Source organism: Cellvibrio sp. (assembly GCF_039207905.1).
In the GTDB taxonomy this organism is placed as follows: Bacteria; Pseudomonadota; Gammaproteobacteria; order Pseudomonadales; family Cellvibrionaceae; genus Cellvibrio.
The window spans coordinates 20,981-42,307 of sequence record NZ_JBCECX010000038.1; the positions used below are offsets into that span (position 1 = coordinate 20,981).

18 protein-coding genes are annotated in these 21,327 nt (G+C 46.7%); 11 read left to right on the forward strand and 7 right to left on the reverse strand.

Features of this window, described 5'->3' with window-relative positions:
* The first annotated feature begins 28 nt into the window (after positions 1–28).
* From AAGC78_RS18150 to AAGC78_RS18165, 4 genes are all read left to right on the forward strand, one after another.
* Positions 29–1,459 carry a tetratricopeptide repeat protein gene (locus tag AAGC78_RS18150; RefSeq protein ID WP_435785519.1) on the forward strand — a complete coding sequence of 477 codons (1,431 nt, stop codon included), beginning with the start codon at positions 29–31 and terminating at the stop codon, positions 1,457–1,459.
* A gap of 383 nt (positions 1,460–1,842) precedes the next feature.
* Positions 1,843–3,309 (forward strand): amino acid permease, encoded by a 1,467-nt coding sequence (locus AAGC78_RS18155; RefSeq protein WP_435785520.1) that lies wholly within the window; start codon positions 1,843–1,845, stop codon positions 3,307–3,309.
* Positions 3,310–3,373: 64 nt separating this feature from the next.
* Positions 3,374–3,814 carry a hypothetical protein gene (locus tag AAGC78_RS18160; RefSeq protein ID WP_435785521.1) on the forward strand — a complete coding sequence of 147 codons (441 nt, stop codon included), beginning with the start codon at positions 3,374–3,376 and terminating at the stop codon, positions 3,812–3,814.
* Positions 3,811–4,503 carry an HTTM domain-containing protein gene (locus tag AAGC78_RS18165; RefSeq protein ID WP_435785522.1) on the forward strand — a complete coding sequence of 231 codons (693 nt, stop codon included), beginning with the start codon at positions 3,811–3,813 and terminating at the stop codon, positions 4,501–4,503. The genes AAGC78_RS18160 and AAGC78_RS18165 overlap by 4 nt, the downstream gene beginning before the upstream one ends.
* Before the next feature lie 25 nt (positions 4,504–4,528).
* On the opposite strand, the gene AAGC78_RS18170 is transcribed toward AAGC78_RS18165, so the two are convergent.
* Entirely contained in the window at positions 4,529–5,611 is a 1,083-nt protein-coding gene (locus tag AAGC78_RS18170; protein ID WP_435785523.1) for a Gfo/Idh/MocA family protein, read from the reverse strand.
* 215 nt (positions 5,612–5,826) lie between these two features.
* On the opposite strand from AAGC78_RS18170, the gene AAGC78_RS18175 reads away from it, so the two are divergent.
* On the forward strand, positions 5,827–7,263 hold the full coding sequence (locus tag AAGC78_RS18175) for an RsmB/NOP family class I SAM-dependent RNA methyltransferase (RefSeq protein WP_435785524.1): 1,437 nt from the start codon (positions 5,827–5,829) through the stop codon (positions 7,261–7,263).
* A 20-nt stretch (positions 7,264–7,283) separates the two neighbouring features.
* Here AAGC78_RS18175 and AAGC78_RS18180 read toward each other — a convergent pair whose 3' ends face one another.
* From AAGC78_RS18180 to AAGC78_RS18200, 5 genes are all read right to left on the reverse strand, one after another.
* Complete coding sequence (locus AAGC78_RS18180; RefSeq protein WP_435785525.1) at positions 7,284–9,593, reverse strand: bifunctional serine/threonine-protein kinase/formylglycine-generating enzyme family protein; 2,310 nt, start codon at positions 9,591–9,593, stop codon at positions 7,284–7,286.
* 122 nt (positions 9,594–9,715) lie between these two features.
* Positions 9,716–10,582: a PP2C family protein-serine/threonine phosphatase gene (locus tag AAGC78_RS18185; RefSeq protein WP_435785526.1), complete on the reverse strand. Its 867-nt coding sequence runs from the start codon at positions 10,580–10,582 to the stop codon at positions 9,716–9,718.
* 135 nt (positions 10,583–10,717) lie between these two features.
* Complete coding sequence (locus tag AAGC78_RS18190; protein WP_435785527.1) at positions 10,718–13,636, reverse strand: insulinase family protein; 2,919 nt, start codon at positions 13,634–13,636, stop codon at positions 10,718–10,720.
* A 37-nt stretch (positions 13,637–13,673) separates the two neighbouring features.
* Positions 13,674–14,294, reverse strand: a complete 621-nt coding sequence (locus tag AAGC78_RS18195; RefSeq protein WP_435785528.1) for a tRNA-uridine aminocarboxypropyltransferase — start codon at positions 14,292–14,294, stop codon at positions 13,674–13,676.
* The gene (locus AAGC78_RS18200) at positions 14,291–14,617 is read right to left on the reverse strand and encodes a GIY-YIG nuclease family protein (protein WP_435785529.1); all 327 of its coding nucleotides are present in this window, start codon (positions 14,615–14,617) and stop codon (positions 14,291–14,293) included. Before AAGC78_RS18200 ends, AAGC78_RS18195 begins: the two co-directional genes overlap by 4 nt.
* A gap of 38 nt (positions 14,618–14,655) precedes the next feature.
* On the opposite strand from AAGC78_RS18200, the gene AAGC78_RS18205 reads away from it, so the two are divergent.
* A complete protein-coding gene (locus tag AAGC78_RS18205; protein WP_435785530.1) occupies positions 14,656–15,474 on the forward strand; it encodes a methyltransferase domain-containing protein in 819 nt (272 codons plus the stop codon).
* Here the strand turns inward: AAGC78_RS18205 and AAGC78_RS18210 are convergent.
* The gene (locus tag AAGC78_RS18210; RefSeq protein WP_435785531.1) at positions 15,461–15,970 is read right to left on the reverse strand and encodes a molecular chaperone DnaJ; all 510 of its coding nucleotides are present in this window, start codon (positions 15,968–15,970) and stop codon (positions 15,461–15,463) included. The genes AAGC78_RS18205 and AAGC78_RS18210 overlap by 14 nt on opposite strands.
* A gap of 157 nt (positions 15,971–16,127) precedes the next feature.
* Here AAGC78_RS18210 and AAGC78_RS18215 point away from each other — a divergent pair, with 157 nt between their 5' ends.
* The 5 genes from AAGC78_RS18215 (at position 16,128) to AAGC78_RS18235 (ending at position 21,310) form a co-directional block, all read left to right on the forward strand.
* On the forward strand, positions 16,128–17,852 hold the full coding sequence (locus AAGC78_RS18215; protein WP_435785532.1) for a hypothetical protein: 1,725 nt from the start codon (positions 16,128–16,130) through the stop codon (positions 17,850–17,852).
* A gap of 14 nt (positions 17,853–17,866) precedes the next feature.
* A complete protein-coding gene (locus AAGC78_RS18220; RefSeq protein WP_435785533.1) occupies positions 17,867–18,451 on the forward strand; it encodes a hypothetical protein in 585 nt (194 codons plus the stop codon).
* A 73-nt stretch (positions 18,452–18,524) separates the two neighbouring features.
* The gene (locus AAGC78_RS18225) at positions 18,525–19,568 is read left to right on the forward strand and encodes an agmatine deiminase family protein (RefSeq protein ID WP_435785534.1); all 1,044 of its coding nucleotides are present in this window, start codon (positions 18,525–18,527) and stop codon (positions 19,566–19,568) included.
* A complete protein-coding gene (locus AAGC78_RS18230; RefSeq protein WP_435785535.1) occupies positions 19,568–20,482 on the forward strand; it encodes a carbon-nitrogen hydrolase in 915 nt (304 codons plus the stop codon). Before AAGC78_RS18225 ends, AAGC78_RS18230 begins: the two co-directional genes overlap by 1 nt.
* Before the next feature lie 129 nt (positions 20,483–20,611).
* Entirely contained in the window at positions 20,612–21,310 is a 699-nt protein-coding gene (locus AAGC78_RS18235; protein WP_435785536.1) for a GGDEF domain-containing protein, read from the forward strand.
* Positions 21,311–21,327: the final 17 nt, after the last annotated feature.

Consider the following 21,327-nt stretch of genomic DNA (forward strand, 5'->3'; position numbering starts at 1 on the left):
CCCCATTTTCTTGATGGAATAAGTTCAGATGAAGAGATTCTTGTTTACCCCCGCTTTTTTGATGGCATTTCTCTTGGGTGCAGCTTCTGCATCGGCGAGTGGATGGGTTGAATACACCTCACCGCATGTGCAGTTTTATTCTGATGCATCTGAAAGTCAGGTAGCGGGTTGGATTGAGTCCCTGGAGAATCAAGCTAATCTTGTACAGGCACTTGCGCCATCCGTGCAGATTACAAAAGTTAAGATCATTACCCACTCTGATTACGCGCTTTATCAAAAAATTAAACCAACCCAGAATGCAGGTGCATTTGTTGATCGTATCGAAGGCAGCCAGTATTTGATGATCGGGCGAGGTGTGCGGCCAATAAGTGCAGATCTCAAAAAGCAGACGATTATTGATGCTTACTTGTGGCAATACCTGATGCAAGCTGCGATTGCTGAAAAGTATCCTGTTTGGTACACGAGTGGTTTACGAACAATCCTGAATACAGCAGACGTACATGACAATCAGGCAACCATCGGTGTGGTGCGTAGTTTTACAACTATCCCGTCGGCAGCCATTCCGCTTGAGTCGCTTATCTTCGGCGATAAAAATACAATCTCCAATCCATTTTATAAACTTAATGCCGGCGCTGCTGTGTATTATTTTTTGTTTGGTTCGCTTGATAACTATCCAAACCATCAACAGCAAATTGCTACCTATCTTGCAACGCAAACACCTAAAACCAGAGAAGGATTCGAGCAGGTGTTTGGTCAATCGATTGTGGCTGTACAAGAGTCTTATCAGCGCTATTTGGCGGAGCCATCTCTTAAAGCTGCGCGCCTGAAATTCAATGCTGTGCAGGGTGGTATCGAAAAGCGCAAACTTAGCAATGATGAGTTGGGGCATATGATGGCGCGGGTACTTATTCATCATCATGAATATGATTACGCGGAAAAGTATTTTAAGAAAATTAATAAAAATTCTCCCCAACATGCTGATATTGCGCTTTCTTTCCAAAAGCATGAGCAAGAATTGCAGATGTTTGCGGCAGCAGAAAAGTCACTGAAAAAGAATCCTGATAATGCCGAACTGCAGGCGCAACTTGCCAACCATTATTGGGAACAGACAAAGGTTGCACCGTTAAACACGCAGCATAATCTCATGCAAAAGTCGATTGAGCACGCTGAGCGCTCTTTGGCTCTTGCACCGGGAAATAAAGACATGCACGTTGTTCTGCGTTTTGCATACAACAGGCTGGGGAACAGCGAAAAAGTGTTTGAGCATATTAAGGCTTATCATCAGCTGGATCCTGACAATGCGAGTATTAATTCAGTGGTTGGGATTCGCTATTTAAGAGAAAAGAATTACGCTGCGGCGCGCACCTATCTGAATCGAGCTTGTGAGCTTGATAAGGGTCAATGTGAGATGGTTCGTTTGCGAATCGAGGAAATCGATAAGCTAAGTGCGACGGATTAATGCCGTTAGTGTTCCTATTTTAAAGCAGCAGGGGTATTCTCTGCTGCTATGCTCCGCCAACAAATAAATATAAATGATGGTGGTTCAGCTTGATCTTGTTTTTGTTGGTTAGAAATAAACTGTTGTTAATAATAATGATGTGATTGTGTGGTTGTTTTTTTGCCACTCAACTGTACCTGGATGCACTTTATCTGTGCGTAAAACTCCCTGTGTTAAATGCAATTGTTGTTGGACTGCTAGTTAGGGCTTTGCTGTAGCCGTTTATTTGCTGTAGCTGCGAATTTAGCAGGATTTTTGCATGGTCACTGGGGTTGTCTCGCTGTTATCCGGCGAGGTTAGTGAAATCCTGGTGCGCTTATCGATAAGCTTTGTCGGAGAAAAATATGAATAACATGTGGGCTCGCAAATCGGTTGAATCCTTGCGCGATGAAGTGGATGGCAGTGATCGCGGACTAAAACGTTCGCTGGGGGTTTGGAATCTTATTGCGCTGGGTATTGGGTGCATTATCGGTGCTGGAATTTTTGTCCTCAGTGGGCACGCTGCAGCCGCTAATGCTGGGCCGGCGGTGGTTTTATCGTTTATTGCCGGTGCGATTGTCTGTGTGTTTGCAGGTTTGTGTTATGCCGAACTCGCTTCATCCGTTCCTGTTGCTGGCTCCGCGTACACCTATGCCTATGCATCTCTGGGGCAATTTATTGCTTGGATGATCGGCTGGGATCTCATTTTGGAGTACGCACTGGGCGCGACTACTGTTGCTATAGGCTGGTCCGGTTATGTGGTCAGTTTTTTAAAGAATTTTGGTATCTACATTCCGACCATGCTTACGCAAGGCCCGTGGTCGTACAACGCATTAAGCGGGGAGTGGATCTCGACCGGGAATATTATTAATCTTCCAGCGGCGCTAATTGTTTTGATAACTTCATGGCTTCTGGCAATCGGTACGCGTGAGTCTGCACAGGTAAACGCGGTGATAGTTGCGGTGAAGCTGTTAGTCGTTATCACGTTTATTGTTTTGGGTTGGAATGCGGTAGATCACCAGAATTGGGTAACGGCAGGCAACCCGGACGGAAACTTTGTTCCTCCAATTGATGAATTCGGTAATTTTGGTTGGGGTGGGGTGCTCACTGGTGCTGGAGTAGTATTCTTCGCTTATATTGGTTTCGATGCAGTCTCCTGCGCAGCGCAAGAGGCAAAAAATCCACAGCGCGACATGCCGCGCGGCATTATTGGCTCACTGTTAATTTGTTCTGTGCTCTACGCTCTGGTTGCCTATGTGCTGACAGGTCTGGTGCCTTACGACAAACTCAGCGTGCCTGATCCTATTGCAGTTGCTATTGATACCTTGGGCTTACCTTGGTTGGCGCCCATCGTGAAGCTGGGGGCAATTGCAGGCCTCACTACGGTTGTTCTCGTTTTGTTGTTGGCGCAAACCCGCATTTTTTATTCCATGTCGCGCGATGGTTTATTGCCCGGCATTTTTTCAGATGTCCATAAAAAATTCCGCACGCCGTTTAAGGCAACATTTTTCACCGGTATTGTGGTTGCTGTTCTCGCCGGTATATTACCGATGGGATTGGTAGGAGAGTTGGTGAGTATCGGCACATTATCGGCATTTGTTATCGTTTGCATTGGTGTGTTGATGTTGCGTAAAACCCGTCCTGATTTGCATCGTCCCTTCCGTGTCCCTGCTATTTGGTTTGTAGCGCCTGCCGGTGCCTTGTCTGCATTGTTCCTGATGTCTGGCTTGCCGCTTGATACATGGCTGCGTTTGTTGGTGTGGATGGCATTGGGTGTGGCGATTTATTTTCTTTACAGCGCGCGCAGAGTAAACTCCCGGCCAGAGCTGTAAATATAAAATGCCAAGAGCTGCTCTTTAATAAGGGCAGTTTTTTTATAAGAGGCGGTGTTTGAAATTGCTACGATTGATTTTACCCGTCCTTTTTCCCTCCTGGCGTTTTTTCAGCAGCATCGGCCCATCTCCGCGTATTGAGGTGGGCTTTGCTTCTACAGCTCAGCTTGAACCCGCCGATTGGTTTCCTGTTTTTCCCCTGCCAGAAAAAATCAGTTTCACTTCAGGCATTGTGCAGCTTCTGCATAATCCCAAATGGAATGATCGCCTCTATATCAATACTTGTGCTGAGCATTTATTTGAATCCCACTCTGAATTTCATGAACAGCAAATTGCCCAGCGGTTGTTGCATTTAATTAGTGCCCGTGAAATTCCTGTGCCTATAAATGCGCAGACTTTATTTTTTCGCGTCCGGGCTCTGGTTGCGGAGAATGGACAATTGACTGAGGATATTACGTTTATTTCGCGTGCGTTTTCGCTGCCTACTTCTGGAGATGATAAATGACTCTGGAGTTGGCAGTTCGTATAGCGGAAATTGTTTTAGGTGTTGCGATTTTTCAGCAAAGTATTGAGTTCGTGCGCGGTATCCAACCGGAAAAAACACTGGGATTCATTCGTGCACTATTCGCGATCTTGCTAACAGCGGGTATTCAGCCGTTGTTGGTTGAAACGGCTTTAGTTGTTACTTCTATCATTCTTATTCGTCGTTTTCGCGGGCCCTACAATGGCGGCAGCGATACCATGACAATGTTGGTATTGGGTTGTTTGTGGTTGTCACATTTGGCTCCCTCGCGTTATTGGCAGGAAATAGCTGTGGGATATTTGGCGATACAATTAATCTTGTCGTATTTTCAATCGGGCTGGGTGAAAGTGGTCAACGCCCAATGGCGCAGTGGTGAAGCGCTGCAACAGGTATTTGCGGTCAGCGCTTATCCGGTTAGCCATCAGGTGCGATTATTGGCTCGGCGCCCCGCATTATTATTGTATATGTCTTGGGCGGTTATTATTTTTGAATTGGTGTTCCCGCTCGCGCTTTTGCACCAAACACTCTTGATAATAGCCTTGGTTGTTGCCGGACTTTTTCATTTGGCGAACGCGTGGCTCTTTGGACTCAATCGTTTCTTTTGGATTTGGCCCGCAGCTTATCCCATCATTATTTGGTTCCAATCCCGCTTGATGGTTGCGTTGCAGTAGCTGCTTACCTTCTTTCATTAATGCATTAAAGCGTAATTCGTTTACCTTCTTTCGCTGCTTTAAAAATGGCTTCCAGAATAACAATATCCTTCATACCTTCTTCACCGGGAACAATCACGGGTGATTTATTTAGAATAGCAAGTGCATCATTATCCATTTGCCGCGCTTGTTGGTTTTCAGGCGAGGCTTTAAGTATCAGGCCGCTGCTGGTTTTTCCTTTTACACCTGAATAGGATTGGAAAGGACTTAGCTCATACCAACCAGACTCGCAATCAGCGCGCAATAAATTCATATTTTTTGCGTAACTGGTGGTGCAGTTCGCACGTGCGCCACTGGCGTATTCCAATTCAAATACGGTGGTTTCATCAACGTGTTTATAAAGTTCGCGCGTGCTTTCCATTCGCGCTGTCACTGCGACAGGTTCTTCGCCTGCGGTGTAGCGCGCGGCATTTAATGGGTAAACGCCCATATCGTACATAGCGCCGCCGCCGAGTTTAGGGTCGGCACGCCAACTGTATCCGGCATTGCCGCTGTTATACCCAGCTTCAGCGGTGATAGTTTTAATTTTTCCGTAAGGTTTATCTTTGGCAAATTGAATAATGCGTTGTGTGTTGGCCTCGTGTTGCATGCGGTAACCGATGGTTAATTGCACTTTATTTTTTTTGCACACATCAATCATCGACTGACATTCTTTTGCGCTCATTGCCATGGGTTTTTCACACCACACATGCTTGCCTGCGTTAGCAGCAATCTCGGTAAATTTTTTGTGCGTTCCTGTGGGTGTCACTACATACACAACGTCGATATCGGGATTGTTAGCGAGTTGATGCATGTTGTCGTAATTATAAATATTGTAGTCAAGCAGATTGTGCTGCTTTTGCCACAGCGGAATTTTTTCCGGTGAGCCGGTGACAATCCCGGCAAGATAACAATGCTGGGTTAGTTGCAATGCTGGTGCGAGCAGGTCGCGGCTGTAGTACCCAAGTCCTACCAAGGCTACGCCGATGCGTTTTTTGGGTAAGCTGGTCGCAAATAATGGCGCCGCTGTTGTCGCGAGGCCAAGAGCCCCGAAGGCTTTTATGAGGTCGCGACGGTTAATTTGTGCCATTAGTCTATCTCCGCAAATATCGTTATTTAGTTGTAATCTGCATCGCCTAATCACGCAAATTGCTAAACAAAAAATTACCTGCGTTAAATAATCTAAAAATATCAAAGAGCTGCTTATCTTGCTTTAGGCGAATAAGATGTAAAGCCGCTACGCCACTGGTAGAATGCGCCTTTTTCGGGGCTTACCTGCCTCGATCCTGATAGTGGCACCTTTATATGCAATCCTCCTCCAATTCCTCGCCCTCAAATAACCGTATCGCTGACTATGAAGATTCTCGCCTGATCCCGCTGTGGCGGTCCTGGTTGGAAGTGGCGGGCAGTATGCCGTTGGATAAGTGGCTGAAAAATAGCGTGCGCCAATTTGCTCATTCCGGCCCTACCTCTATGCCGGAATATGATGAGGTCAAAAAACATAATAAATTCAAGAGCCCCAAATCGCTGCCTGCTTATGCCCAGCAGGAGGCGGTGGATAGTGCTGCATTGAGTTTTGCTATGTTTTCGGCGCTGCGCTTTCAGCAATTGGCGATTGCGCTGGAGTTTGGATATCGAAATCAAAATGACAAAATTGATTGGTTGAAGTGGGATATGAATTGGCAGCATCGTGGTATCCAGTCGATAGCGCCTATTTCTTTTTGGTATTGGATTCAGCTGCGCATGAACGGCGACCAGCCCAAAAAAAATCAGGCGCAGCTGCGTGATGCGGAAGACCGTCGCCAGTTTTTTAATCAGTTTGTCGGTCAGGTAACACCGGACAATATGCCGATATATTTGCTGTGGTATGGCTTGCGTCCGCAATGGATTGATTTGCTTAATGCGCGCAAATTGGCAAGCCAGTGGGATGATAAAACCTTGCAGCATTTTATCCAGCAGCAAGTTACTACACCTCCGTTATGGTTGCGCGTGCAAAAAAATAGCGATGTTGAGCAAGTTTGTGCGGGTTTGCAGAAGCAAGGAGTGAAGGTTACTTTGGATGATGCCAATCGTCTGTTTGCGCAAGGCGGGGCAGGCGTGCATACCACCGCTGAATACAAAACGGGTATCGTTGAAATTCAGGATATCGCCAGCCAGCACATCGCGTTAACTGTTGCAGCCAAACCCGGTCAGAAGGTGTGGGATGCTTGCGCCGGTGCCGGTGGTAAGACGCTGGCGATTGCGTCCAAAATGAATAACAAGGGTGCTTTGGTTGCAACCGATTTGCATGAATACAAATTAGATGAGCTAAAGCGCCGTGTTAAACGCGCTGATATTTTTAATGTACGTGCTTTTACCTGGACTGGTCTGGAACCTTTGCGTTTGCCCAAAGAAATTGCGCAGCAACGCGGATTTGATTGGGTGCTTATTGATGCTCCCTGTAGTTCGGCGGGAACCTGGCGCCGCAACCCCGATGCGCGCTGGCGTTTTGATGCGAGAGACACACAAGAGCTGATTCAATTGCAGCGTCAATTGCTCACGAACGCTGCGCCTGCGGTGCGCGCGGGCGGCCATTTTGTTTATGCAACTTGCAGTTGGCAGGTGAGCGAGAATGAAGAGCAAATCGAATGGTTTGTGCAGCAGCATCCTGACTTCACCATTCAATCGCAGCGTGTTTTGGGTGTGCCGGAATTGGATTCGGATACGATGTTTGTTGCCGTGTTAGTTCGTAATGCTCAATAACATTATTCGGTGGTGATGGGTTACTTTAATTCCATCACCACACGAAAACCTAAATGCGCATCAAAAATTTCAGCGCGATGATAATCGCGGATATGGTTAGCTAAGCGCTCGGCATTATCTTTAGCTGATCCGCCACGTACAACATGTGCATCGCAGCTTTTCAAGATGGTTGCCTGACCATTTTTAGGGTGCTGGGTGTAGTTCTCGGCGAAGCAATCCTCCACCCACTCGGCGACATTACCTGCTGTGTCGTAAACACCAAAACCATTTGCCGGATAGCTGCCAACAGGTGCCGTTTTAGCACCAAATAAACCGGAAAATTTGCTGTTGCATCCACGGCGACAATTCGCTTTTCCGGCTGATTCTTTTATTTCATTGCCCCACCAAAACAGTGTTGTGGTATCGGCGCGCGCAACATATTCCCATTCAGATTCTGTTGGTAGACGATATTTTTTGCCGGTAGTTTCACTCAGCCATTGTGCATAAGCGCGCGCGTCTTCAAAGCTCACATTAATGACAGGGCGATTGCCGCGTCCCCAACGGTTATCGCTCGGGAGCGTGCGTTTGGTCGCTTGGGCAAACATATCGTAATCATCGAAGGTGATTTCATATTTGCTCATCGCGAAGGGTTTGTTGATGGCAACTTTATGCACGGGCATGGTTGTGGGATTGTCTTTGTTACCCATAAAGAATTCGCCAGTGGGAATGCTGATCATGTCAGGCCCCTGACTTTTTATCGAGGTCACTACCTGGCTGCTAATTTCATCACCCGGCGCAATGGTTTCACTCAATGAAAACGTAGGGGCGAGTGGTTGGTCGACGATCTCAATCCAGGTGCGTTGCGTGTCGTAACCTGCTTGACTGACTTCAATGTGATAGCGACCTGCAGGTAATTGGATGCCGGGTTCGTATCGTTCAGGAATATTCATTATGCGCACGCGCGCTTGTGCCGGTGAGGTTTTTACAGTGAGAGCGTAAGTGACCAGCGGCGCACTACTTGCTGCTGAGGATTCAGTGCTTTCCTCTAGCGTAGCCGTCATACCAACTGATTCTGCTATTGGTTGATTACTGCTGATATGGCTGATTGCCGATGAAGTGGCATTAGTTGAAGTTGCAATGCTTGAGATGGCTGTGGCAACAATGGCTGCATCTGTTTTATTGATTGCTGCCGGAGCAATGCCAAACAGTGCCGCTGTCGCTACTGCCAGTTTTCCTGCCGCTGAAGTATGTTCGGTGATGATGGTATTTTTGGTATACCAAAAACTGAACCCAATCCAGCCTATAACGACGAGGCTGGCGGCGAGAGCGAGTTTGGCAAACGAAGCATTTTTTTTGCTGAAGGCGCTGTGAACTTGCGTTTCCATTTCGGCGCGCACAGCGAGCGCTGGAGTATGCTGCGCATTAAAAAAAATTTCGGTAATTTTAGTGGCCGGCCGCTGATAAAAACCTCTGCCAGGACTCCAGCGGATTGCCTTTATTTTGTTCCAACGCCAACGCACCGCATTATAGGTTGCCGAGACCAACGCCTTTGCCAGATTGACTACTGTTACATCTGCAGGGTGAGTAACCGTTGTACTGGGCGCGCGGTAATTTTTTTCCAGATCTTCAATGGCGGCAATTAAATCGCGCCCGCGCTGAAAACGTTGTTCGGGATCTTTTGCGAGTAATTTTTCCAGAATTTTCTGGTAAGCCAAATATTGCATTGGCAATTTTGGAATAGGCGCGCTGATATGTTTGAGTGCGATGGTAACTGCTTCGTCGCCTTGGTAAGGAAGGGTGCCGGTAAGCATTTCGTAAAATACGATGCCCAAACTGTAGAGATCGGAACGGCCATCGACACTGTTGCCCTTGGTTTGTTCGGGGCTCATGTAGTGCGGTGTTCCAACCACGGTGCCTACATGAGTCATGCGTGAGTTGGTAGAGAGTCCGCGCGCTACGCCGAAGTCGGATAGCACGGCCGAATTATCCGCACGGAATAAAATATTTTCCGGTTTTATATCGCGATGGATGTAGCCTTTTTCATGCGCGTGATCGAGCGCGCTGGCGATCTCGCGGGTGATGCGTAGCACTTCTTCGCCGCTAAGCCCTGTACCCATTTTGTCGTGCACAGAGCCGTTGGGCAGGTAATCCATGGCGATGTAATTTAAATCTTCATGGCGACCTATATCGTAAATCGCCACAATATTGGGATGGGATAATTGCCCGACGATTGTCGCCTCGCGTTGGAAGCGCTCACTAAACGCAGGATCACTATTGAGCTGCGGATTCATTACTTTTAGTGCAACAACGCGCCCCACGCTGATTTGGATCGCGAGGTAAACTGTGGACATCCCACCCTGGTTAATTTTTCTTATCACCCGATAACCGGGAATATGCATTGCCATATCAAATCTGTATCAATATCAATTCTTGTAGTTTAATTTTTTGCCGCTGTTTGTGTTGTCAGGAATCGTTAAAAATACATGACGTAAAATAAGATACTCACTAGCGATGCAAGCGCAGCACCGAAAATCCAGGCGTCCACCAGCGTTTTGCCAGTGAGGTAGGGCACCCATTGCCACAAACCTTTGCGCAGCGGATTATCGCGCAGCGGTGACTCAATAATTTGTAAGGTGATGTTATCGCGGCCACCACCAGTTAGCGCTGCGTGTAAAAGTTGATCCACAGCGGCCAGACAGTTGTTGGATTCAAATAAAATTTGCGCGATAGTTTTGTCATTCACCTCATCGGTCAATCCATCGCTACACAATAATATCCATTGATCTTTGTGCCATTGGTGTTCAACAAAGTCCACTCTGACTTGCGGTAGTTCTTGCATACCAAGGCATTGGGTAATGATATTCTTTTCCGGATGAAATTCGGCATCTTCCGCGCGTATTACACCTGTTTCTACCAGCATTTGCACGTAAGAATGATCAGTGCTCAAGCGCTCCAACCGGCCACCTTCACGCGAGGGGGTCCACAAATACGCGCGGCTATCGCCCACCCAGGCAACCTGATAACTCTCCGAATTACTTTTTAAGGCAACCACGGTTGAGCCCATGCCTGGCGCGCCTATGCCTTGTGCGGCAGATTTAAGGATAGTGGCGTGGGCATGTTGGATGGTGTCGAGCAGGGAGATGGCGGGGTTTTCGTGTGTTTCGCGTTCAATGGTATCGCGCACTATGGCGCTTGCCACTTCGCCAGCTTCATGGCCGCCCATTCCATCAGCGACCAACCAAAGCCCATGTTCCGGCTGGCTTAGAAAGCAGTCTTCGTTGTTGTCGCGCATCAATCCCGGGTGGGAGGCGGCGCTATATTCCAGCGGGTTGATGGTCATAAGTATTGGCAAGCATCAATGCTATTGTAGGAATTGTTATTGAATCGTTATGTGCCAATACTAGATGACTTTAGTGGGGAAAACTATGTGACCGGGGGAAAACTATGCGCCCCGGCACACTTCGTTGCTTTTGAATTAACAGGTCTTGATTGCCAGCCCCATATTCTCTGCCAGTTCTTTGTGGCCCGTGTGCGTAACCAGTGCAATGCTGGCTTTTTCCGGGCTCAAATAAACACTGGCAACACGCTTTAAGTCTTCAGCGGTCACGGCCAATACGCGATTCCGGAACAGCTCTCGTTTTTCGCGAGTGCGGCCAAACAACTCAGCTTGATAGGTTGATTTTGCTTCACCTGCTGGTGAGCCGGGTTTATCAATACTGCCGATAACACCGAGGATAGCTTCTTCTACCGATTGCCATTGGTGATCGGTTTCTTGCAGCCAGTTCAGTGAGTTGTCGAAGTCGCTTAATGTTTCGCTCAAGCGTGGATCGCGATAAGAATAGAAACGGAATGATGCGCTGTTGCTGTCCTGGCTTGCACCGCCACCGTAAGCTCCACCTTGTTCGCGAATAGCGCGATGTAAATAACCATTGCGCAGGAACCCACCCAGCACTGTTAATGCAGCGGCATCAGGATGTTCGCTCGGTACTGTTGCGTAGGCTTTCGCGCAAAAGTTTACCTGGGTATTAGTGATCCATGCTTCGCGAATGGTTTCGCTCACGGGAGCCAAATCAAACGATGCAAAATCATCGTTCGCTGTTTCTGCTGGCCAACGGGCTTGCAACGCGTTGCGATAAGAATCGAGATGCTCCTCTTCGCCGACAATTAAAAATTGCTTTGGAGCTTGTAATACCAATTGATGAATTGCATGTAATTGTGCAGCAAAATTAGCCAGATTTTTTTCGTCATCAAGAGAGTTGTCGAGCGTTTTAACTGCTGCTATGCCTTCCAATCCACCAAGCTGGTGAGAGACTTTTGCGGCAGGGCTCATGCCAGCGCATGCAGCAGTCATCGCCAAACTATGACCGTGACCGGTAATGCTTTGTTCGCGACGTGCGCGATTTTGTGCAATCAATTCGCGGATGCGCGCAAGCTCATCAAAACGCACATTAAGTAATGTTTCCTGCATCAATTCATTCATTGCATTGCTATTTCGGCTTAACGCTTTTGATGAAAGCGTTAAGTAAGCATCGATATTTTGGACATCGTTACCTGCGCCGCGAATGCTGCTAAATGCGTGGATTGATCCGATAACTTCTGCTTGCCAGCGCTGGGTTGCCAAATAATCTTTTTCACCTGCACCTAGTTCAGTGAGGCAAATACTGTAGAACGGCAACAGACTGATTTGCTCATCAGTGAGCGCAGGTAGCTTGCAGGTAATTTGTTGATACACCAATCCATTAGTGCCGGCGCTGTAACAGCGCAGTGGAAAATTATGGAAAGATTCGTGGCTGCCCGGTGTGTAATGCAAGTTAGCTGGAATATCTTCCAAGCCGACTTTAGGCAGAATACTTTCATCATCTTGCTGCAATTGGCGTTCTTGCAGTGCGTGGGTGCGAGCAATGATACTTTGCTTTTCCTCGTCGCTGAGTCCGGCTTTAAGTTGCGCCAAGCGTGCAATCTCTGCTGCCTGGATACGTGAACTCATTTGCAAATCGGGGCGCATGGTCAGGCGTACGCGGTGCGGATTATCCACCAACCATTTATGCACAGTTTCCTGGATAAAGTTTGGATTGCGCGTTTTACTGCGCAAGTTTTCCAATGCCGCGTCCATATCCAGCAATGCGATAGGATCGCCTCTGTGTGTTGCTGATGTCAGGCCTGTTAAAATAAGTTGTAGGCCGTAAGGGTAACCATCACCGCCAACTTCGCGTTGCGATAATTCCAGTTGATGTAGCGAAGCTTCAATTTGTTCTTGTGGTACACCCTCTGCGGCGACTTTTTTCATGATATCTAAAATCATGGTTTCGACCTTTGCCGCATTTTCTAACGAGCAACCTTCGAGTCCACACACAAATGCCATTTCACGTGATGAGTCATCCAGTCCACACAAAGGTGAAGGCGCTTGGCCGAGTTCGCTGGTTTCAAGCGCTTGCTGCAAAGGCGAGGCACTATTGTCGAGCAAAATGTTGGAAATTAATTGCGCTTCAAGTGATTCATCAAGGTTGGTTGTTTTTCCCAGCAGCCATGCAACAACTACGTGATGTTTGTTTTCAATATCATCCGCATCGTTTTCATCAAGTGGATAAGCTTCTTCTACAGCCACCGGCGCGTGGTAGCGTTTTTCATCACCCACCGCAATGACTTCTTCAAGCTTTTCAAATTTGCTTAATGCTTGTGCTTCAAATTTTTCTTGATGCACAGCAGCAGGAATATCCCCATAGGTCATAAAAATTGCATTGCTGGGATGATAATGGGTGCGATAAAAATCTTGCAGTTGCTGATAGGTTAAATTGGGAATGTCTTCCGGTTCGCCGCCGCTGTTGAAATGATAAGTTGTAGTTGGGTAGAGATATTTACAGAGCGTATGCCATACCTGTGACGATACAGAACTCATCGCGCCTTTCATTTCATTAAATACAACGCCTTTAAAAACCAAATCGGAGTTAGGATTATCCGCCTCTGCAAACTCAACGCGATGGCCTTCCTGTGCAAAGTCCAATTCATCCAAACGCGAGAAAAATACTGCATCCAGATAAACATCAAGCAGATTGTTGAAATCTTTCTGGTTCTGGCTGGCGAATGGATAAGCGGTCCAGTCGGAACTGGTAAAAGCATTCATAAAAGTATTCAGCGAGCGGCGCACCATCATAAAGAAGGGGTCGCGCACGGGATATTTTTGGCTGCCGCAGAGAGCGGTGTGCTCAAGGATATGTGCTACGCCAGTAGAATCATGCGGCACTGTGCGCAGCGCGACGAGAAAAACGTTTTCATTATTATCCGCGGCCAAATGAATATGTTGGGCGCCGGTAACTCGGTGTTGATATTCTTCAACACGGATTTTTAACGCATCAATAGTTTGGCTGCGCAGTAATTCAAACGTCGGATAACTCATAGGCTTGGAATTCTCTCATCGGGAGCAAACGGATTTGTTAGGGAACAAACGAACTCTGTTGTTCAACGAACAGACTCATCGCGCGCAAAAGCGGAGCATACTCACTTTGCCGCTGTTCCAGTTGTTGTAGAGCGTAACAACTTGCCTCCAGCGTGGAAAGCTGATTTTCGCTATGTGCTTTGCGAATTTTGTAAATCGACGCTGGTGTTTGTGCCATTGCAAAACGCGGAAGACTTTGCAGGGCAGGGTTGAGGTAGATCATTTTTCGGCTTTTGCGCCAAGTTGCATCTATGACAACCAGGCGAATTTTGTCTGGAAGTAACTCATTGGCTGCGATGGGTGGTGGCGGTGTTGCTAAGCCCAACGCCTTGTATTCAGGGATATCCGGGTAAAGCAGCAGCGGTTGTTTTCCCGCGAAACTTAGCCAGTTATCCAGACTTTGCTTATCGAAGGTTTCACCTATTTCGATCTGGCTATTTTTTAGGCTTAAATGCAGCAAGCCGGCGGTATTTTTGGCGTTTCGAGTTTCGTCTGGATGCTGGAGTATAAGTGTATCGACTTGATTAGTGATGCTCGTTACCAGTGCGCAGATACAGTTGCGCTGCGGTCTTGTACAGTGCGGGCAAGTGGGGCGTTTTGTTGATTCATCAGCTATCAATGAGGTAGCTCCTCTAATTGATGCAGTTTGATAGTGGCATTAGTGCGCGTTGCTTGTGCTGCAATCAATTGTTTTTTCGCGGCGGAACTCAGTGCTTTGATCGCATATTCGCGTTGGCTGGCCGTGGAGCGATTATGGTCCATCTCCAAATAGCAAAGCTGCACGGGTTTGCGCCCGCGAAAGTAGCGCGCGCCCAACTTTCCCGATTCGTGTTCGCGCCAACGACGCACCATATCTGTCGTGATTCCGGTGTACACTTGTTCATCGCTAGTGCGGATCATGTAGACAAACCAGTGGGTTGGTGAGGTCTTCGGCAGCGTCATATGGCAACAGCATGTTTTGAGTGGGTACAACGAATTATATGGCAAAAGAATCAAACGGTCAGGATCGTAATTTTGATGATCTTGCAAAACGCTTCAAGAAAAATATTTACGGCGGTTTAAAAGGCGATATCCGCCTTGCAGTATTGGAGCGCGATTGCGCTGCGCATTTACCCATCACTCCTTTTTCTGTATCGACGGAATGCTGGACAATTCTCGATGCAGGTGGTGGGCAAGGGCAGTTTTCGCTGCGCTTGGCTCAAGCAGGTCACAAGGTAGTGATTTGCGATATTTCAGCGGAAATGTTGGCTTTGGCGCGGGAGCAAGTTGAGCAATTGGGTTTGGCAGATCGTGTGCAGCTTATTCATTGCGCGATACAGGATCTTCCGCAGCATTTATCTGACTCCCAGCAGCAATTTGATTTTGTTATTTGCCACGCGGTAATGGAGTGGATGCAAGAGCCGCAGTCATTGCTGCCTTGTCTGCTAGAGTACATTAAACCGCAAGGTTATTTGTCGCTCACTTTTTATAATATCCATTCATTGATTTACAAAAATTTACTGCGGACAAATTTTAAGAAAATTATCAGCAAAGATTATGGTGGTTCACGAGGTAGTCTGACTCCAATCAACCCACTTGAACCGCAGCAAGTTTTGCAATGGACAGCAGATTTACAGTTACAGTTGCTTGGTCACAGTGGTATTCGGGTGTTTCATGACTACATTTTTAATGAGGAACACCGTGAGCGTGAACCGCGCACCTTGTTGGAATTAGAGTTGGAGTTCTCGCAGCAAGAGCCATATCGTTCATTAGGTCGTTATGTGCATTTATTGCTGCGAGCACCTGCTAAGGCTGTTTGATTTTTTCCAGGAGCAGATCGCGTGCTTGATTGATTTTTGCGGCCAAATAGTCGTTGCCGCCACGATCAGGATGAAGTTTTTGAATTAGTCGGCGATGTGCTTCCTGAATCATTGTTTCGGTTATTTCGCCCTTGGCGGGGTCTCCGGACAATCCGAGAAGATCAAGTGCTTCCTGGGTTGCCATATTGATAGGTGCTGGTGTTGGTGCCCCTTGATGTTGTTGGTTTTCTTGCGCAGCTTTGCGCTTTAACCAGTAGGGTAATATATGACCTAGTAAGCCGTACAACGTGCGAACGAATGGAATGAGTGCGCCCAACAAAGCACCGACCCAATGCATACGTCCGGTAACAACCAATATCACTAAAACACCGATAAAAATGCCGCCAGCCAATCGCCATAAGGTTTTGCGTTGTTGCGCGGGATCCATTTTTTTATAGCGGGCACTGCCGATGATAATTGTTGTCACTATGACCGCAAAAACCAGAATCTTAAACATAGGGCCTCCGTTAAACAGGTGGCCATTATAGGCTCTAGCCTTGAGTCCCGGTAGCCTGAATTTTGTGCACATGCTCTATATTGGCTATGCTTTCGTCATTAAATTATTACAATTTTAATAAAGGTGTTGGTCGATGCTGTCGAGCAAAAAGGTCACAATGAATTCAACCTTGTTAGCACGTGGGATATTTTTCTTATTTTTGAGCAGCTGCTTAACTTTAGTCTCTTGTGGAGGCGGCGGTGGTGGCGGCTCTAAGGCAGTCGTGCCTGTCAGCAGCCAGCCAACTTCTTTAGCCCAAAGCTCCGTTAGTGTTTCGTCAGTGAGTGTTGCATCTTCAAGTCAAATCTCTGCAGCTAATTCATCCCAGTCCAATTCATCAGCCAACTCACTTATTAACCTGACTGGTCGGGTCACTTATGATTTTGTCCCACACAATGATAATAAAATTGGTTTGAATTATTCCGCGGTTAGTGTGCAAGCTGGGCGTGGATTGGTGGTGGAATTACTCGACAGCAATAATCTTGTATTAGCGACAACCAATACCGACAGTCTCGGCAACTATAGTTTTATGGTTGATCTTAACAAGACGGTAAAAATTCGTGTTAAGGCGCAATTGCTGCGCACGCTATTACCTGTTTGGAATTTTAAGGTCACTGACAACACGAGTGGCAACAGTTTGTATGTGATGGATGGAACATTAGTAGAAGCAAATCAAACGACCGCAATCCGTAATTTACATGCAGGATCCGGATGGACGGGTACTGGCTATACCCAACCGCGGGTTGCAGCACCTTTTGCGATTCTGGATTCGATCTACGGCGGTCTGGAGCGAATTGCAGCAGTGAATAATAGTCTCACTTTTTCGCCATTGGAGTTTCGTTGGAGTGTTAAAAATAAAGCAGCAGATGGAAACTTAGCGTTGGGTGAAATAGGAACCAGTTTTTACGGTAGTTCAGCAATTTATATTCTGGGCGATGAAAATAACGATACTGATGAATATGATCGCCATGTGATATTGCATGAATGGGGACATTATCTTGAAGATCAATTTTCTCGTTCGGACTCAATCGGCGGCGACCATATGTACGGCGATAAAATGGACATGCGTGTTGCTATGTCCGAGGGATTTGCTAACGCATTTTCAGCAATGATGCTGGATGACCCTGATTATCGCGATGCTAGTGGTGTGCAACAGGTTAGCGGTTTTGCAAGTGATATTAGCCGTAAATCCCACACTGTACGTGGTTGGTATTCAGAGGCTTCAATCCAGTCAGTGCTTTATAATTTTTATAAGAATGAGAAAAAGTTTAGCGATATTTTTAATGTGATCAGTTCTTCGGGTTATGCAAGTAATTCTGCGATGATCTCGATCTATGTATTTGCCAATGAATTGAGAACAATTTCACCACAGCATTCTGCGGTGTTCAATTCTCTGTTGTTTGAACAAAATATTGAAAATACCAATGCTTTTGGTGTGGGTGAAAGTAATAGCGGTGGTTACGCGGGCAGTTTGCCGCTTTATAAGGTGTTAGCCGCAGACAATACTCCGATCAATGTATGTAGTACTAATCGTTTCGGCTCGTACAACAAGTTGGCGGTGTCCCAATTCCTTTTGTTGGATATTCCTTTATCGGGTGCTTATCAATTTTCTGTGCAGAAAGCGGGAGGCGATTCCGGTAGTTCCGATCCTGATATATATCTGTATCGTCGCGGGGAATTGATTGATTATGCCGAGAGCTCTACCGCGGATCAGGAAAGTTTGCTTCGGCTTTTGTCAGCAGATACCTACGTGCTTGAGTTGGTTGATGACAGCGCAAAATACAACGAAAGTATTAGTGAAGTTACGGCATGTTTTGATGTGCGCGTGCAGCGCATCAATTAATCTGAGGCTGAACAATGAACACTTATGTAAATAATTATGTACCTATAGTGGGAATACTATTGGTTTTATGCGGTTTGAGTGCTTGCCGTTCTGAACCTACCTCGCCCGAAACGGAATTGCAGCCTAAAACTAAAAATGAGCTGTCAGCTGAGGATGCAGAAAAGCATCACAAGCGTGTCAAACCAGGCGCTGCTGTTAGTCTAAAAGATTCAAGTCCGTTACATGCATCTGTACCCGGCGCTTATGAATATCACCTGTCGTTAATATCGCCTGTGAGCGCGGGAGAAATGACTGTGGTTGCGTCAGCGGGGGATGGCATAGCAATATTATCGCCCATCACCCAATTCGAGTTTGCACTTCAAGATGGTGGGGAATATGTGATACCGCTTACCATCAATGCTGCGCAAGAGGGGCGTTTCTATATTCAATTGCATGTGACGGTAAAAACGGGTGAGCAATCAGTGTCCCGAGTGATAGCGGTTATTTTGCAGGTAGGTGACACTCCCGTGACAAAGCAAAAAGCATCTGTTAACAGTTCTGATGCCCAGTCAGATAGCGTTATTGTATTGCCTGCGCAGGAGACTATTTCTCCCCGGTAATATATTGCGAGAAAGTGTTTGTTTATAATGGCCGGCATTAGACCGGCCATTTTGCATTTTTGAGGAGCATATTATGTCAAACCAACGTTTACCCGCCGAGTGGGAGCCGCAAGATGCGATCATGCTGACCTGGCCGCACAAAGATTCTCCTTGGGATTGGATTTTGGATGATGTAGTCGAATTGTATGAAGCTTTGGCGACAGTCATCTGTGATTATGCTGATGTAGTAATTGCTGTACCGGAAAACCAATTGGAAGAAGTGCGCTCACGCCTTGAGGCTATGGGTGCTCCGATGGAGTATATCCATTTATACCCTTGTGCCAGCAATGATAGTTGGGCTCGCGATCATGGCCCATTAACTGTTGAAACACCGGATGGTTTCAAGTTGCTTGATTTCCAGTTCAACGGTTGGGGAAACAAGTTTCCGCACGATCTTGATAATCAAATTTCACGCGAATTATTTTCAAAAAAAGCATTTCCTTTCGCGACTCTAGAAACTAAAGATTGGGTGCTGGAAGGCGGTTCAGTTGAGGTGGATGGGCAGGGTACCTTGATGACTACCTCTTCCTGCTTATTGAATAAAAATCGCAACCCCAATTTGTCAAAGGCAGATGTTGAAGCTCGCTTAATCGCTGAGTTTGGTGTTAAGAAAATTAATTGGCTGGATCATGGGTATCTCGCAGGTGATGATACGGATGGTCACATAGATACCCTTGCCCGGTTATGTCCAAATAACACAATCGTTTACACCGCTTGCGATGATGATCAGGATGAACATTATGCAGAGTTAAAGAAAATGGAAGCGCAACTGCAATCCTTCACTAATGCAGATGGCGAGCCTTATCGCTTGTTGCCTTTGCCTTGGGCTGGCGTTGTGTTGGGTGATGAAAGTGATGAGCGCTTGCCTTCAACTTACGCTAATTTTTTGATCGTTAACGAAGCAGTGTTGGTTCCGATTTATAATTTACCTATGGATGAAGATGCTCTGGAAGTTATTTCCCAAGCGTTTCCTGGTTATGAAATCTTCGGTATTCCCTGCATTTCATTAATCGAACAGGGCGGCAGTTTACATTGCATCACTATGCAATTACCTGAAGGCGTATTGGAGCAATTGTGATGCAAAATTCAAATCTTAGAGAAACTGCAAATACAAAAATATTGCAGGTTGGAGTGGTACAACAATCTTGTACTGCTGATGTGGATGCGAACTTTGCTAAATCTATTGCGCAAATTCGTCGTGTTGCACAGCAGGGAGCAAAGTTGGTAGTGCTGCAGGAATTGCATCGGGGGTTGTATTTTTGCCAGCAAGAAATTGCCGCACAATTTGATTTGGCCGAAACGATTCCTGGCCCAAGCACGCAAGTTTTAAGTGCGCTTGCACAGGAATTGGATATCGTTATTGTTGCGTCATTATTCGAAAAGCGAGCGGTGGGCTTGCATCACAATACGGCTGTTGTCATTGAGTGCGATGGCAGTATTGCCGGGAAATATCGCAAAATGCACATCCCGGATGATCCTGGATATTACGAAAAATTTTACTTCACTCCCGGTGATTTAGGTTTTCATCCGATTCAAACCTCGGTTGGAAAATTGGGCATTTTGGTGTGTTGGGATCAATGGTTTCCCGAAGCTGCGCGCCTCATGGCAATGGCGGGAGCTGAGTTGTTAATTTATCCAACCGCCATTGGTTGGAGCCCGGAAGAAGCAGCAGATGAAAAGGTTCGCCAACGCGATGCATGGATTACTGTTCAGCGCGCCCATGCGATTGCTAATGGTATTCCTGTTGTGAGTGTTAACCGCGTGGGACATGAGCCTGATCCAGCTAATGGTCCCGGGTTGAATTTTTGGGGCAGTAGCTTTGTTGTTGGGCCGCAAGGCGAATTTTTGTTCAGTGCAAGTGTTGATCGAGAGGAAACACAGGTTGTTGCTATCGACATGCAGCGTAGCGAACAGGTTCGCCGTATGTGGCCGTATTTGCGTGATCGACGAATAGAGCACTATGGAGATTTATTAAAAATTTATCGGGATTGACGTTAAGAGGCTGTGATTTTCATGGCTTTTTTATCCTAATGTAGGTGCAAAATACTTTCTGGTGAGGACCAGTTTTATCGTCTAGACTTAAACCAGCTTAAATATCCCTTATCGAACAAAGCAACGTTTATGGATTCTCCTGCATCTCCTTCTGATTTTGCTTCCCAGTCATGTCCACTCAGTGATATTCCCTGCCAATTCCAGCAGGAGCTTCAAACCTTGCGGCAAGAGGTGGATTTGCTCAAAGAGCAGGTTCGCACTGATGCGTTGACCGGACTCTACAATTTTCGTTTTTTCTCTGATGCTTTACCTTTGGAGATGGAGCGTGCTCGCCGTTCCTTTCAGCCGCTCTCGTTAATTGTTTTGGATATTGATCACTTCAAAGGATTTAATGACCGCTGGGGTCACGAGTTGGGCAATCGCGCGTTAACTCACATCGCAAAACTAGTAGCACTGACAATCCGCAAGTTGGACTTTGCTTGCCGTTTCGGTGGGGAAGAGTTTGTTATTTTGCTACCTAACACTGACTTGCGCCAAGCGATGAATGTTGCCGAGCGCTTGCGTGAGATAGTTGCAACAACAGCTTTAGTGCATGAAGAAAACAGCATCACAATTACCGCCAGCCTTGGTGTTGACGAATTTCGTGGTAATCATAGCGATAGCCCTGAAGGCTTTGTTGAGCGCGTTGATGCCTGGTTGTATCGTGCAAAACACGCTGGTCGCAATTGTGTACAAGGTCCATCAATTGAAGTTGCCGAGGTAACTACGACGGTAACTCCGGAGGAAAAAGATGCTCTATTTGGTGCATTCGGAACTGATGATGAGTGATACTGCCCCTTATAGTT

What these genes read in the sequence shown, in the direction of transcription:
- AAGC78_RS18205 (WP_435785530.1), top strand. Translation starts at nt 14,656, where the DNA reads ATGGCAAAAGAATCAAACGGTCAGGATCGTAATTTTGATGATCTTGCA.
- AAGC78_RS18155 (WP_435785520.1), top strand. Translation starts at nt 1,843, where the DNA reads ATGAATAACATGTGGGCTCGCAAATCGGTTGAATCCTTGCGCGATGAA.
- AAGC78_RS18185 (WP_435785526.1), bottom strand. Translation starts at nt 10,582, where the DNA reads ATGACCATCAACCCGCTGGAATATAGCGCCGCCTCCCACCCGGGATTG.
- AAGC78_RS18235 (WP_435785536.1), top strand. Translation starts at nt 20,612, where the DNA reads ATGGATTCTCCTGCATCTCCTTCTGATTTTGCTTCCCAGTCATGTCCA.
- AAGC78_RS18165 (WP_435785522.1), top strand. Translation starts at nt 3,811, where the DNA reads ATGACTCTGGAGTTGGCAGTTCGTATAGCGGAAATTGTTTTAGGTGTT.
- AAGC78_RS18230 (WP_435785535.1), top strand. Translation starts at nt 19,568, where the DNA reads ATGCAAAATTCAAATCTTAGAGAAACTGCAAATACAAAAATATTGCAG.
- AAGC78_RS18170 (WP_435785523.1), bottom strand. Translation starts at nt 5,611, where the DNA reads ATGGCACAAATTAACCGTCGCGACCTCATAAAAGCCTTCGGGGCTCTT.
- AAGC78_RS18220 (WP_435785533.1), top strand. Translation starts at nt 17,867, where the DNA reads ATGAACACTTATGTAAATAATTATGTACCTATAGTGGGAATACTATTG.
- AAGC78_RS18175 (WP_435785524.1), top strand. Translation starts at nt 5,827, where the DNA reads ATGCAATCCTCCTCCAATTCCTCGCCCTCAAATAACCGTATCGCTGAC.
- AAGC78_RS18200 (WP_435785529.1), bottom strand. Translation starts at nt 14,617, where the DNA reads ATGACGCTGCCGAAGACCTCACCAACCCACTGGTTTGTCTACATGATC.
- AAGC78_RS18190 (WP_435785527.1), bottom strand. Translation starts at nt 13,636, where the DNA reads ATGAGTTATCCGACGTTTGAATTACTGCGCAGCCAAACTATTGATGCG.
- AAGC78_RS18210 (WP_435785531.1), bottom strand. Translation starts at nt 15,970, where the DNA reads ATGTTTAAGATTCTGGTTTTTGCGGTCATAGTGACAACAATTATCATC.
- AAGC78_RS18150 (WP_435785519.1), top strand. Translation starts at nt 29, where the DNA reads ATGAAGAGATTCTTGTTTACCCCCGCTTTTTTGATGGCATTTCTCTTG.
- AAGC78_RS18180 (WP_435785525.1), bottom strand. Translation starts at nt 9,593, where the DNA reads ATGTCCACAGTTTACCTCGCGATCCAAATCAGCGTGGGGCGCGTTGTT.
- AAGC78_RS18225 (WP_435785534.1), top strand. Translation starts at nt 18,525, where the DNA reads ATGTCAAACCAACGTTTACCCGCCGAGTGGGAGCCGCAAGATGCGATC.
- AAGC78_RS18215 (WP_435785532.1), top strand. Translation starts at nt 16,128, where the DNA reads ATGAATTCAACCTTGTTAGCACGTGGGATATTTTTCTTATTTTTGAGC.